We start from the raw sequence: 13,308 nt of genomic DNA, 5'->3' as shown, positions 1-13,308 counted from the left end.
TCTATGACAAAAGAAAAGGCAACTGAGTTATTGCTCTCGGGAAAGGCTTCTTTTTCACTTGAAGTACCCTACAGGCTCTTTCGGGTTCAAGAAGAAGAAACCGGCCCGTTATTTGTTTATCTGCATGCCAATGGCAGCAATCTTCCGGAAACTGAAAAATTAATTGCTCCTCTCCTTGCTCTGGAAGGCTACCATCTGCTGATACAGGCTCCATATCCGGAAATCCAATCCACAGCCCAGACCAGGGGATATCACTGGATTCCCGGGTACTCGGATGAACAAACCATTACAGCTGCAAGGGAATATGTTTCAGAGTTTCTTCAGGAAGTGATTGACGGTGTCCTTCCACACATTGATGCCCGGCGTCTTGTACTGACGGGATGGGAGGATTCCAGGAATCAATTATCCTACTTCTGCTCCACCCGCCCGCACTACGTAAATGAGCTGATACTGTTTGGCGGATCGGTAAACCGTTCATGGTTAAGTGATGAGAGTGAACGTTATCGCCATATCAGAATGTTAGGATTATCGGGTAAGGATGCCGATATTTCCTATGACACCAAAAAGATCATAAGTATGTGGCTCGCTGGTGAAAACGAGGGTGACTCTTGATGAAAAATTCAGATAAATCAAGCATATTTTGTTTTTTAGTCAGATATTCAATGGTCTTAACTTGTTGTAAGTAAATACTTCGGATGAGGTAAATTACACTGTCAAGCCAATACAATATTCAACATATCATCACAGTCTATGAAAATACTTGTTATTGAAGATGACCGAATTGTTCGAACTCTGGTCAAGCACGTATTGGAAAAAGAGGGGCACGAAGTTGCAATAGCTGAAAGAGGAGAAACCGGTGAAAAGACGGCACTTGAAGAGTCTTTTGACATAATCGTTCTGGATCTGGGGCTGCCGGACAAAAACGGTCTTGAAGTATGCAAAGTATTGCGGGATAATGATATAAAGACGCCAATCCTAATCCTTTCTGCGTATCAGAACACAGACACCAAAATTACCGGTCTTAATACCGGGGCAGATGATTATCTGACAAAGCCTTTTGACAACAAAGAACTTCTTGCGCGGATAGACGCCATCACCCGCAGGGTTAAGAAAGGAGATGCGCCAACCAACGTCTATGAATGCGGTGAGCTGCGCATTGATCTGGTAAACCGCGAATTTTACGTGCGCGATGTCAAGGTGCTGTTGACGAATAATGAGTTCAATCTCATGGCTTATTTCATGAAAAACCCTAACAGGATTCTTGAAAAGGATGAGCTCACGAACAATGTCTGGGATATCAATTTTGATACCAATACCAATTTTCTGAATGTGTACATCAGCTATCTCAGGAAGAAAATTGAAGAAATCACGCCGGTCAATTATATACAGACCGTACGGAAAAAAGGCTTTATGTTGAAATGCGGTTCTGATTCCTGAACCCGGCAACTATTATTGTGATGTCAGAAATGCCGGATGCATCCAGGCGTGAACTGGAAACCAGTTTTTTTTCAAATTATGTAAGTGAGCATAAGAAAACACTGTTCCGGGAACTGCTCGCGCACCGAACCCGCTTCTTTACGGTTGTTCTTGAAGATATATACCAGCCGCAAAATGCTTCCGCCGTTTTACGAAGCTGTGATGGTTTCGGCATCCAGGATGTCCATGTTATTGAAAACAGGAACTTTTTTGATATTGACAAGGGAGTAACAATCGGGTCTGACAAGTGGCTTGATGTTCACCGGTACAATAAACCAGATACTAACAATACACTTGAAGCATACCGGCAACTGAGGGAAAAAGGATACCGTATTGTGGCTACCACCCCGCACAAAAAACAGGTGTCACTGCCAGATTTTTTCCCCGCTGAACCAACCGCACTGGTTTTCGGTGCTGAAAAACTGGGTCTGACCCCCGACGCTGTTGACCATGCGGATGCGTGGCTCCATCTGCCCATGTACGGTTTCAGCGAGAGCTTCAACATTTCGGTTTGTGTTGCTTTATGCCTGTACCATCTTCGGCAGCATTTGGAAAAAACGGATATCCCATGGCAACTGACCGAAAGTGAAAAGAGTGATTTATATCTTCAGTGGCTTCGTAAGTCCATACGCAAACTGCCGGCACTCGAACGGAAACTCAAAGAGATGCTTGATCGCTGACATCCACAAGTCCGAGACTGATGCGGCCACGTTCCGGATCTATAGAAATTATTCGCACAGTTATAATATCGCCTACGGAGACAACATCATGCGGATTTTTAATCCGTTTGCTTTCACTCATTTTCGAAATATGCAGCAGCCCGTCTTCTTTTACGCCGATATCGACAAATGCTCCGAAATCCACCACATTCCTGACTGTTCCCTCAAGTTGCTGATCTTCTCTGAGGTCGCTCATTGACAGAACCTCCTGCTTAAGCAGCGGTTTGGGCAATGACTCACGCGGATCCCGGCCCGGTTTCTGCAAATTTTCAATAATCAGTTCCAGGGTTGGCCTGCCTATTTCCGCACTCTCTGCAGTTTTATCCAGATCCAGATCGCGGAACTTCAGGGGAAGCAGATGCGCTGTTTCCCGTATCTGCCCCGGTGAAATGCCAACCATTTTGCACACAGACTCAGCGGCATCATAACTCTCGGGATGGATAGCGGTATTGTCAAAAGGCTGAGGGGAGTCCGGTATGCGTAGAAAACCGGCAGCCTGCTGAAAACGGAGTGCGCCTACTCCGGGCACTTTCTTTAATTCATTTCGTTCTTTAAAAGGTCCGTTCTCATTCCTGTATGTGACAATTTTTTCAGCCATACTGCTGCTCAGTCCGGAGACGTATGTCAGCAGTGATGAACTTGCCGTATTGACATTGACGCCAACCAGGTTAACACAACTTTCAACAACATCGTCCAGTTTTCTTGAAAGATTAGGCTGATTGACATCGTGCTGATACAAACCGACCCCGATGGATTTCGGGTCAATTTTCACAAGTTCTGCAAGGGGATCCTGAACCCTGCGGGCAATGGAAATATTTCCCCTCATGGCGGCGTCAAGATCAGGAAACTCCTGCTTGGCAAGGGGTGAGGCCGAATAAACCGATGCCCCGGCTTCATTGACGATAAGATAATGCAGCTCTTCATCCGGTTTCTTTTCCTTCCGTTCTCCAATGAGTTCTGCAATTACAAGTTCTGTTTCGCGGGACCCGGTACCGTTGCCGATGGCGATAAGTGTGATACCATGACGGTCAATCAAGCGGTTCAGTGTCTCCTTGGATTCGCGGATTTTTTTCAGTGGAGGAGTGGGAAAAATGGTTGTGCCTTCCAGGTACCTTCCGGTTGGATCAATGACGGCAACTTTGCAACCGGTCCGGTAGGCAGGATCTATGCCCATAACCATCTGTGAGGACAGAGGAGCCTGAAGAAGCAGATTTTTCAGATTTTCGGCAAAAGTCTGAATTGCATGTTCTTCGGCTTTTTCGGTTAACTCTTTACGCGCTTCGCGTTCAAGTGCCGGAAAAAGCAGTCTGCGGTAACTGTCACGAACAGCACTGCCAAGCTGTTCTGTGAATACGGAGTTCCTGTTAGTAATTATGAAATTCTCAATATCATCGATCACCTTATCTTCAGGAATTTCTATATCTGCGGACAGAATTCCTTCCCGTTCACCGCGGTTGACAGCCAGGATCTGGTGAGGTTTGAGAAATTTGATTTTCAGACTGAAATCATAATACTCGCGAAACACTTCCCGGTCGTCTTTTTCACCGGTTGCCTTGGCACTCATGATACCGTGCTTCTGGATTCGTGATCGGATGCTGTTTCGAACTTCTACTTCCTCATTAATCCATTCGGCACAGATGTCCCGGGCTCCCTGCAATGCTTCCTCAACAGACCCGGCACTGTTCTGATCTGCTTCGGTGTCATCAGATCCGCCAACAAAATCTTTGGCGATTTCATCCGGATTGCCGGTTTCTGTTTCTTCCTCCCAGATCAGTATGGCCAGTGGTTCCAGCCCTTTTTCCCGGGCTGCCGAAGCACGGGTTCGTCGTTTGGGCTTGTATGGAAGGTACAGATCTTCCAGCTGCTTTAAAGATGTGCAGGCCTGGATTTCCTTTTCAAGCTCTTCATCCAGTTTCCCTTGCTGCCTGATGGACTCCAGAACCGTTTTTTTCCGCTCATCCAGAAGTTTCGCATACTCAAGCTCATCCCGTATGGAACGGAGCTGTTCCTCATCAAGTCCGCCGGTTCGCTCCTGGCGGTAGCGGGCAATAAACGGAATGGTAGCTCCTTCTTCCAGGAGGCCGGCGACCGCCGATACCTGTTTCTCAGACAGACTGAAGCTCTTTGCTATAGAAGAAATTATTCCTGCAGTAGACATCTTTTTAGTATTTTTATAATCCAGCTGCATGCAGACGATCGCAGTTTTACCGACACCATCGGCCAAAGAACATTACGAAGTGTCCTGCGTTACATGTTCAGCTGTATTCGTATACAATCCAGTTTTAAAAGCCGGATGACTTTTTCGACAGAAATGGCATGCAAATTGCACCAGTTTCTGATATTGAAACCGTCATTTCCGGAACCGCAAAAATATAAGCAGATCTGACTATTTACAATGAATTATTCCAGAAAAGAAGAATATTTGCAGTTTGCCATTCATATGGCACGTTCGGCAGGAAAACGCACTCTGGCACATTTTCAAAAGGGTGTGGAGGTTGACCGCAAGCAGGATGATTCCCCTGTGACCCAGGCTGACAGGGATGCTGAAAAGTGGATGCGTGAACGCATCCTGGAGAAGTATCCCGATCACGGAATTGTGGGAGAGGAATTTGGCAATGAGGGAGAGAACAAATCGGTTCAGTGGATTCTGGATCCGATTGACGGCACGCTTTCTTTCATACACGGAATTCCTTTATATACGACATTAATCGGCGTTACCATAGACGGAGAACCCGAAATAGGCGTAATTTATGCACCTGCTACTGATGAGCTGTGTGAAGCGGCTGCAGGTTTCGGCGCGCGATACAATGGCAAAGATTGCAGGGTTGCCGATACTAAGAATCTCTCTGAGGCCACTTTGTTAAGTACGGATATTACCACCATACGGTCAGAAAATATGCATGAGCAATTCAACCTGTTGCTCGACCAGTGCCGGCTTCACCGAACCTGGGGGGATGCCTACGGACATATGATGGTGGCAACCGGCCGGGCCGATATCATGTTTGATCCGGTACTTCATATTTGGGATGCGGCACCCCTGATCACAATTATGCAGGAAGCCGGCGGGGTCTTTCTCGATGTGGAGGGAAATGCGTCAATAGACAGTGGTCACGGCTTTTCTTCCAATGAGTTGCTGGCCGGCGATGTACTCAAAATAATGGGCAACCAATGAGCAGTCACTTCCTGAAGATTTTCCTTATTCTGCCGGTGATGCTGGGAAGCAGTCTCGCATGGAACAGTGCATTTGGCAACAATGAAACCGATATTTCCGGTTTCGGTCCCCTGGATTATCCGGACAAGCCATCACTGGAAGTCAATTACAGACATCTGGATGCCCGTCTGGACATCGGGTTTGAGGGCAGGATCATAGAAGGAAAAGTGACATACTCGGTTGAACCCAGACACGGTTTTGTTGATCAGATCACCTGGGCTGCGCCCGGTATTGAAATCAGTGATTTCTCAGCCGGAGACATATCGGCTGAGTATTCTCAAGATGATGACACAATCAGAATCGTTTTTGACGAGTATCTGACCACCGGAGAGACCAAGGACATAACACTTACCTACAGAACGGATCCGGCTTTTGGTGTTCATTTACTTGAAAGCGGAACTATTTTTTCTTCCAGGTTGCCCGGTAGTGTGTCACACTGGTTACCCGGGCCCGTATTTCCCGGAGTGAGTCTGCCGTTCACGCTCAGATTAAATACGCCGGAAGAAATGACCGGAGCAGCAACAGGTGATCCCGGACAGGAAGGCAGTGAAGATGGGACCAACTATTTCATATTTGAATCCGACGATCCTATGCCCGTTTCAGAGCTGGGCTTTGCTGTTGGTGTGTTTGAACTGCATGAAACCTTTTCGGGTACAAATAATCTGAGATTGTATGTTGAAGAAGATTTGCTTGACAGTGATAAGAGCCGGGACATCCTGGATTATATGGCTCAGGAAACCAGGCAGCTTGAGCGATTTGTCAGAAGAGGCCTTCCGATTCCGGCATTCCATACCGTAATCACGAAGGACAGCAGATGGGAATATCGCCCCTACGCAGCCGGGATGGGCTTTGTATCACCCGGAAATTCAGGTGGTCTGTCCTCTGAAGAAACGATGGAACAATTCTCACTGCAGATATCGAGATCTATTGCGGCACAGTGGTTTGGAATATCACTCAGAGCGGAAAAATGGGATACTTCAGACTTCATTCCGCTATTACAGGCACTGGTTGCGGAAGAAACGGAAAAAAATCGCTGGATCAGGGAAAAAGATGCACTTGGTTCTGCATTCAGCATCCCGGAAACAGTCTATGACAAACATAGTATGAACACATGGCAGGCATCGCGTGATTATATAAAAGAACAGTCGGATCCGGTTTTGAATGAAGTACTCGCAAAGATGATCCGCCAGACAGACCTGTCTGACAAAGCCTTGTCTGCATATGGCTTTTCAAGTTATGTCTATGATATCTCGGGCCGATGGGTTACGGCCCCGGATGTACTGGAAATGGCTGCCCGCCTTTCACACAGGAAAATCCGGTACCATGTGCATATCAGTCAGCAGGGTGCCTCCCCTGATGTGACATTAAAAATTGAGCCGCACTCTGAACCGGCTGACAGTGAGTTGCTGCTGGATGTCAGGCTGATAGCTGACGGACAGATCCATGACAAGGAGTTCAGTGTAAACCCCGGGGGAGATACCGTAAACGTATCGATGGATCAGGCTGTGCAGAACGTAATGATCAGGGATATGGATAATTTTCGATTTGATGTTGAAAAGCCGTTTGAGTTCTGGCTATATCAACTGCGTCGGGCTGAACAATCCGAAGACCGGAGTAAAGCCGCATATGCTTTGATCGATTACTCTGATGATCCGGATCTGCAGCTCGCCATCCGGGATATTAAACGCAGTGAAGACCACCCCGATGTGGGAGCGGCTTTGCATGCATTGCTGGCAGAACTGACAAGCGGCGCAAGCGGAACGGAAAACACCTTTCTTGATGGTATTGAAAGTGATCATGCAGAAACGAGGATGATTTCCATGCGGGCACTGGCCGCCTACCCGGGCCGCAGCAATGTCAAAGACAGAGTATTTTCCATTATTCAGGGGTCTGATGATATCCCGCTGGTGAATGAAGCGATTACCACCTACAGACATCTTCTTGATGAAGATCAGTTCCGGGAGTTTGCCCATCAATTCCTCAGGGAGGACCGGGACGATCTGCTCTTCACAAAAACCTTGCTGGAAGAGCTGTATGAACTGCCTGTCAGGGAAGAGTCAGTTGAGTTTGTACGGGATTATCTGGACAATAACTATCCTTTTGAAATCAGATGGACAACTTACCGGTTGCTGCGGAATAAAGCTCCGGATGCGGAATGGCAGCGTGACTTTCTGGAAAACTTTCAGGATGACCCGGATCCGCGTATCCGTTTTCTTTCGATTTTTTCCAGTTCTGAACTAAATCCGGAGGAAAGGGGACCTTTTTATGAATCAAGAATGTTGAGTGAGTACGATATTCGTATATTGAAAACACTCAGGGATTATTACAAATCAGAATAGCACACACCCTCATCTTGTGAAATCATGAATTACATTATAAAGCTTCCTCCGAAATCCAAGCGTGAAGAGATCATTGACGCATGGGTCAATGATATACTTAATGATCATGAATACAAAAAGCTTCGCGCAACACTAGACGAGCTTATTGCAAGCGGGTTTAACAGGGATGGTGTTATGTTCATGTTCCTGCATAAATCCACCCATGAAATTGCCAGGAAAAAGATCCTCGAGCAATCCCACTACGAACTTGCAGACATAGCCTTTTCAACACCAATCAGTCTGAACTGATTTTAGCTGACCATCATCATCTGATAATTCTGATCAGACAGAATCTCGTCAGCCACCGATCAATTAATATCAGTTCTGTCTGATCCAGATCAATAATTCCCTGAAGCTCGCCTTTTTTCCATACATAAGAATACCCACGCGATAAATTCTGGCGCTTATCCAGATAAGTACCAGGAAAGTGAGAATCATCAGGAGTATGGTGCCGAATAATTGCCAAAGCGGCACAGAAATCACAGCCATTCGGACCGGCATGAGGATCGGGGCGAAGAAAGGAAACATTGACAAAGCTACAGCCATATTGGATCCCGGGTCGTCGGAAACGGTAACCAGAAAAAGCAGGGGGATGATAATGAGCAGGATGACAGGCATTTGCAGCTGCTGACTGTCCGACTCCTGGTCAACTGCTGAGCCGACTGCGGCAAACAGGGAGCTGTAGATCAAAAACCCGAGCAGGAAGAAGAGAATGAATCCGATCCACAGCATGGGTCCGACAGAGGGAATTGTAAAGGCTGCTGCTTCAGTACCGGCCGCAGAAGCATCTGCCGCTTCGGTACCGCTGCCGGCGAACAACCCGATCAAAGGTCCCGCCACAGTCAGCAATATCGCACCGGCTGCCGACCAAATGGCAAACTGTGTGAGACCCAGAGCTCCGACTCCGATTACCTTGCCCATCAGCAGTTCAAACGGTTTCACCGATGAGGCAATGACTTCAACAATACGGCTCGTTTTTTCTTCCATCACGCTGCGCATAATTACCGCTCCGTAGGCGAACATGGCCCCGTAAATAATGAAACCCATGATAATTCCGACAAATACAAAAAATCCGGTGTCTTCCTCTTCTTCGCCGGTATCGGTAATGGTGAGGTTTTCTATTTCTACAGATTCGCGGAGAACAATGCGAACTTCATCGGGAGCTTCAAGCCGGTCCAGTCTGACGTCCTGCACAATTCGCTGCAGATCGGAACGGACACGCGAGGTGGTTGTCATACCGGCAGTGCCATCGTGATAAAATGAAGTTCTGCCTTCGCCATCCAGTATTTCGTGAGGTATGATGATATATCCTTCGATCTCACCGCGCATGAGCTGCTGCCTCAGTTCTTCCGGACCGGCATCACTCATGCGGTAAATAGTAGTATCATCTTCTACAAGTCGTTTGCCAACTTCTTCTGTCTCATCATAAACAAGGTATTGCCGCTCTCTGTCACTGCTTAACGTCTGGATGAGCCCGGGCAGAACCAGAAGCAGTATCATTCCGATAGGTGCCAGTACTGTTGTTACGATGAAAACCTTGCTTTTCAGCCGGGACAAGTACTCCCGTTTGATTATCAGCAGCAGTTTTTCCTTGTTGATCATATTATCAGATTATTTTGAAACCGTGTCGATGAAAATTTCCTGAATAGTGGGTTCTATCAGTTCAAAGGCCTCAATACGAACATGATTATGAGCTTCCTTGAGTATTTGCTGATCGTCGGCACCGTCCAGCAGCCGTATTTCTGCAAAATTGGTAGAGCGGTTATTGATGCGCACATTGGGTATGTTTTCAAGAAAACCGTCGTCACCTCTGAACCGAATCCGGATACTATTTTTTCCGTAGGATGATTTAATACCACTCAGGTTCCCGTTAAGCACAAGTTTCCCTTTGTTGAACAGCGCGATGTCATCGCACAGTTGCTCTACCTGCTCCATGCGATGAGTGGCGAAGAAAATGCTTTTGCCAGCCTTGCGGAGTTCCAGAATAACTTCCTTGAGTATTTCGCTGTTGATAGGATCCAGGCCGCTGAACGGCTCATCAAAAATGAGACATTCCGGGTCATGTGCTACAGTAGCAATGAACTGAATTTTTTGCTGCATTCCTTTGGAAAGCTCTCCGACTTCCATACCAATCAAATCAGAAGCCTCAAACCGGTCCAGCCAGTATTTTATGTTTTTCCGGGCGTCTTCACGTGCCACTTCCCGGAGCCTGCAGAGGTACATCAGCTGTTCGCCAACTTTCATTTTTTTGTAAAGACCGCGCTCCTCGGGGAGGTAACCTATCTGCTTCTGGGTTTCCGGGCCGGCCTTATTTCCGTTCATTTTGACGACACCGCTGTCAGGTATCAGGATGTAGGTCAGCATCCTGATGCTTGTGGTCTTCCCTGCACCATTGGGGCCGAGCAATCCGAAAATCCGGCCCTTTTCTACCTGAAATGACACATTGTCTACGGCCTTGAAATTGCCGAACTGTTTAGTCACATTTTGAAATTCAACGATTGGTGCTGACATGATACGTTTATTGTTAATAGGTCAATTCCGTCCGCCCGTAAACAATCCGGAAAAATTAATTTGTAAGATACGTTTTGAATTTCTTATATACAGTATATAACGGACGATGCATATTTCTTCATGGTAATTGATAAGCAGTAAATTGAAATCTTGAAAATAGGAATCATTTATCGTAAATCATTGCAGACAAAATATCAGACATTGACAACCGGCAGGCTAATATTTTCCAGACACTTTGAGCACTATCCATTACGGTTTTTCAATAACAAGGTTTCAAAATAAACAGCAGGTTATTCATGCATGTAGTACATATCAGTTTTGAGTGTTATCCCGTCGCGAAGGCCGGAGGACTGGCCGATGTTGTGGGGTCGCTGCCAAAATATCTTCAGCAAGTCGGTGCTGAGTCATGGGTGATCATGCCCCACTTTGATATCGAGTGGGTCAGAAATCATCAGCTTGAGACCGTTCACGAAGGCTATGCACGGCTGGGCGAAGAGCGGTTCGGATACAAAATAAAGCGTGAATACAGTGATATCCTTGGTTTTCCACTATACCTTGTAGATGTTCCCGGAAAGCTTGACCGCCCGGGTATATATATTGACCCGAACAGCGACTATCCTTACTGGGATGAATATGAGCGGTTTGCCTCATTTCAGATTGCTGCTCTCGACTGGATGAAGTCTTTCAGCAAAAAGCCGGATATCATACATTGTCATGACCACCATACGGCTTTGATTCCGTTTATGATGACCGCATCACCGGTGTACCACGAATTCCGCAGTATTCCTTCCGTTCTGACCATTCACAACGGAAACTATCAGGGTTGGTACGATCCAGGGAAAAAAGCTCTCCTGCCGAAAATTGAACCCGAAAGGGAAGGCATGATGTACTGGAACGGTCGGTTGAATGCGCTATCGGCCGGAATCCGTACTGCATGGAGAATCACAACCGTCTCCCAGTCGTATCTGCAGGAGCTTCAGCAGTCATGCAAGGGGCTGGAGTCGCTGCTGTCATTTGAAAAGGATAAGTCTCTGGGTATAATCAACGGAATAGACACACAGGTCTGGGACCCGCAAACCGATCCGCTGATTATCAGCAACTACGATTCAGAGACATTCCCGGAGGGAAAACAAAAGAACAAAAAGTGGCTCTGTGGCCAGTTTGATTTCGATCCGGAGCTTCCGCTTTTTGTGTTCATCGGCCGTCTGGTGGATGAAAAGGGGGCGGACCTGCTTCCTGACCTGATTGTTCGTTTTCTGGAAACAGGCCTGAAGGGCAATTTCCTGATACTGGGTACCGGTGAGCCGTGGCTCCATCAGCGCATTGAGCAGATGAAGGATCAGTATGTAGCTTTTTTCAATGCCTCACTCTCATATAACGAGCAGCTGGCGCACCGGATGTATGCGGGAAGTGACTTTTTGCTTATGCCATCGCGTGTGGAGCCTTGCGGTCTCAATCAGATGTACTCTCTGCGATACGGAACCATTCCGATAGTGCGGAGTGTAGGCGGCCTGAAAGATTCGGTAACTGATTACTCCGAGCCCGGGGGGTATGGCATCAGGTTTGATCAGTTCAATCTGGACGATGCATATATTGCTCTTCAACGGGCCGTTTCTGTGTTTGCCGACAAACATTTAATGCAGGAGTTGCAAAAAAAGGCCATGTCCCGGGATTTTTCGTGGTATAGCTCAGCTGAGAAGTATCATAACATGTATCAGTCACTAATCAAGGAGAAGTAACTATGATGGGTTCAACTATTGCCGTCATTTTAGGCGGAGGAGCCGGAAGCCGCCTTTTCCCCCTTACCAAAAGCCGATCCAAACCTGCTGTCCCGGTTGGAGGTAAATACAGGCTCGTGGATATCCCCATATCCAACTGCCTTCATTCGGATATTCGTAAAATCTACGTACTCACTCAGTTCAACTCCGCATCACTGAATCAGCATGTCAAGAATACATTTCACTTCGACAACTTCTCAAGTGGCTTTGTTGATATACTTGCTGCAGAACAAACTCCAAGTTCGCATCAGTGGTTTCAGGGAACAGCCGACGCCGTCAGGCAAACTTTTCGGTATCTCCAGAACCACCGCGCCGACAAGATACTCATACTTTCCGGAGACCAGCTCTATCAGATGGATTACCGTAAAATGATGCAGGCCCATGATGAAGCCGGGGCTGAGGTTACCATCGGTACCATACCTGTAACAGCTTCGGATGCCACGGGCTTCGGTATCATGAAAACGGCCGAAAACGGGCTGATAACAAGTTTCATAGAAAAACCGGCGCATGATCAGCTGCAGGACTGGAAATCATCGGTTTCCGATGATCTCAGAAGCCAGGGGAAAGAGTATCTGGCATCCATGGGTATTTACGTATTCAATATCGACACCCTGAAAAACCTCATTCTTGAGAATCCTGAAGCTGTCGATTTCGGGAAAGAGATCATTCCCAAGGCGATTGAATCGGAAATGCCGGTAGCCAGTTATAAATACACCGGGTACTGGACCGACATCGGTACGATCCGCTCATTTTACGACGCCAATCTGGAACTGGCCGATCCACTGCCGCAATTCGACCTCTATGCACCGGGTAAACGGATATTTACACGTGCACGGCTGCTGCCTCCCAGCAAAATGTACGGAACGAAAGTTGACCGGTCTGTTATCGCGGAGGGATGCATCATTGATGCTGATACAATAGAGCATTCCATCGTGGGAATCCGGTCACGAGTAGGAGAGGGCACAATTATCCGGGATGCTATTGTTATGGGTAGTGATTTTTATCCTACTCTGGAAGAGCTGGAAGAAAGCACTCCGGATTATCCTGCTATGGGAGTAGGTTCTAATTGCCATATTGAGCGTGCAATTATCGACAAGAATGCGAGAATCGGAAATAACGTCAGGATTATCGGCGGCGATCATCTCGAAGAGGTCAAAAATGAAAATTATTCTATTATCGATGGAATAGTTGTGGTTGAGAAAAACGGAGTGATTAAGGATGGAACTGTTATTTAA

Annotated in this window: 11 protein-coding genes; 8 read left to right on the top strand and 3 right to left on the bottom strand. The window is 47.0% G+C overall.

Features of this window, described 5'->3' with window-relative positions:
* Positions 1-3 precede the first annotated feature (3 nt).
* From NATSA_RS07305 to NATSA_RS07295, 3 genes are all read left to right on the top strand, one after another.
* Positions 4-612: an alpha/beta hydrolase gene (locus NATSA_RS07305; protein WP_210511358.1), complete on the top strand. Its 609-nt coding sequence runs from the start codon at positions 4-6 to the stop codon at positions 610-612.
* A gap of 138 nt (positions 613-750) precedes the next feature.
* Positions 751-1,437 carry a response regulator transcription factor gene (locus NATSA_RS07300; protein WP_210511357.1) on the top strand — a complete coding sequence of 229 codons (687 nt, stop codon included), beginning with the start codon at positions 751-753 and terminating at the stop codon, positions 1,435-1,437.
* Between the two features lie 20 nt (positions 1,438-1,457).
* Positions 1,458-2,156 carry a TrmH family RNA methyltransferase gene (locus tag NATSA_RS07295; protein WP_210511356.1) on the top strand — a complete coding sequence of 233 codons (699 nt, stop codon included), beginning with the start codon at positions 1,458-1,460 and terminating at the stop codon, positions 2,154-2,156.
* Here NATSA_RS07295 and NATSA_RS07290 read toward each other — a convergent pair.
* Positions 2,134-4,353: a Tex family protein gene (locus tag NATSA_RS07290; protein WP_210511355.1), complete on the bottom strand. Its 2,220-nt coding sequence runs from the start codon at positions 4,351-4,353 to the stop codon at positions 2,134-2,136. The two genes, NATSA_RS07295 and NATSA_RS07290, sit on opposite strands and share 23 nt — an antisense overlap.
* A 237-nt stretch (positions 4,354-4,590) precedes the next feature.
* On the opposite strand from NATSA_RS07290, the gene NATSA_RS07285 reads away from it, so the two are divergent.
* Genes NATSA_RS07285 through NATSA_RS07275 form a run of 3 tightly spaced genes read left to right on the top strand, consistent with a single transcriptional unit; the run spans position 4,591 to position 8,033 of the window.
* Positions 4,591-5,367, top strand: coding sequence for an inositol monophosphatase family protein (locus tag NATSA_RS07285; protein WP_210511354.1), 777 nt, complete (start codon positions 4,591-4,593; stop codon positions 5,365-5,367).
* Positions 5,364-7,745, top strand: coding sequence for a M1 aminopeptidase family protein (locus tag NATSA_RS07280; RefSeq protein WP_210511353.1), 2,382 nt, complete (start codon positions 5,364-5,366; stop codon positions 7,743-7,745). The genes NATSA_RS07285 and NATSA_RS07280 overlap by 4 nt, the downstream gene beginning before the upstream one ends.
* Positions 7,746-7,769: 24 nt before the next feature.
* On the top strand, positions 7,770-8,033 hold the full coding sequence (locus NATSA_RS07275; RefSeq protein WP_210511352.1) for a hypothetical protein: 264 nt from the start codon (positions 7,770-7,772) through the stop codon (positions 8,031-8,033).
* Between the two features lie 69 nt (positions 8,034-8,102).
* Here NATSA_RS07275 and NATSA_RS07270 read toward each other — a convergent pair whose 3' ends face one another.
* Positions 8,103-9,386: an ABC transporter permease gene (locus NATSA_RS07270; protein ID WP_210511351.1), complete on the bottom strand. Its 1,284-nt coding sequence runs from the start codon at positions 9,384-9,386 to the stop codon at positions 8,103-8,105.
* A gap of 9 nt (positions 9,387-9,395) precedes the next feature.
* A complete protein-coding gene (locus NATSA_RS07265) occupies positions 9,396-10,295 on the bottom strand; it encodes an ABC transporter ATP-binding protein (protein ID WP_210511350.1) in 900 nt (299 codons plus the stop codon).
* A gap of 296 nt (positions 10,296-10,591) precedes the next feature.
* Here NATSA_RS07265 and NATSA_RS07260 point away from each other — a divergent pair, with 296 nt between their 5' ends.
* Positions 10,592-12,034 (top strand): glycogen synthase, encoded by a 1,443-nt coding sequence (locus NATSA_RS07260; protein WP_210511349.1) that lies wholly within the window; start codon positions 10,592-10,594, stop codon positions 12,032-12,034.
* A gap of 2 nt (positions 12,035-12,036) precedes the next feature.
* Positions 12,037-13,308, top strand: a complete 1,272-nt coding sequence (locus NATSA_RS07255) for a glucose-1-phosphate adenylyltransferase (RefSeq protein ID WP_210511348.1) — start codon at positions 12,037-12,039, stop codon at positions 13,306-13,308.

This window comes from Natronogracilivirga saccharolytica, assembly GCF_017921895.1.
Lineage (GTDB): Bacteria > Bacteroidota > Rhodothermia > Balneolales > Natronogracilivirgulaceae > Natronogracilivirga > Natronogracilivirga saccharolytica.
This window is presented reverse-complemented; position numbering and strand designations above follow the sequence as displayed.

Bases quoted from the DNA above. Each gene is read 5' to 3' on its own strand.
- NATSA_RS07305 (WP_210511358.1), top strand. From the start codon at position 4: ATGACAAAAGAAAAGGCAACTGAGTTATTGCTCTCGGGAAAGGCTTCT.
- NATSA_RS07300 (WP_210511357.1), top strand. From the start codon at position 751: ATGAAAATACTTGTTATTGAAGATGACCGAATTGTTCGAACTCTGGTC.
- NATSA_RS07295 (WP_210511356.1), top strand. From the start codon at position 1,458: ATGTCAGAAATGCCGGATGCATCCAGGCGTGAACTGGAAACCAGTTTT.
- NATSA_RS07290 (WP_210511355.1), bottom strand. From the start codon at position 4,353: ATGTCTACTGCAGGAATAATTTCTTCTATAGCAAAGAGCTTCAGTCTG.
- NATSA_RS07285 (WP_210511354.1), top strand. From the start codon at position 4,591: ATGAATTATTCCAGAAAAGAAGAATATTTGCAGTTTGCCATTCATATG.
- NATSA_RS07280 (WP_210511353.1), top strand. From the start codon at position 5,364: ATGAGCAGTCACTTCCTGAAGATTTTCCTTATTCTGCCGGTGATGCTG.
- NATSA_RS07275 (WP_210511352.1), top strand. From the start codon at position 7,770: ATGAATTACATTATAAAGCTTCCTCCGAAATCCAAGCGTGAAGAGATC.
- NATSA_RS07270 (WP_210511351.1), bottom strand. From the start codon at position 9,386: ATGATCAACAAGGAAAAACTGCTGCTGATAATCAAACGGGAGTACTTG.
- NATSA_RS07265 (WP_210511350.1), bottom strand. From the start codon at position 10,295: ATGTCAGCACCAATCGTTGAATTTCAAAATGTGACTAAACAGTTCGGC.
- NATSA_RS07260 (WP_210511349.1), top strand. From the start codon at position 10,592: ATGCATGTAGTACATATCAGTTTTGAGTGTTATCCCGTCGCGAAGGCC.
- NATSA_RS07255 (WP_210511348.1), top strand. From the start codon at position 12,037: ATGATGGGTTCAACTATTGCCGTCATTTTAGGCGGAGGAGCCGGAAGC.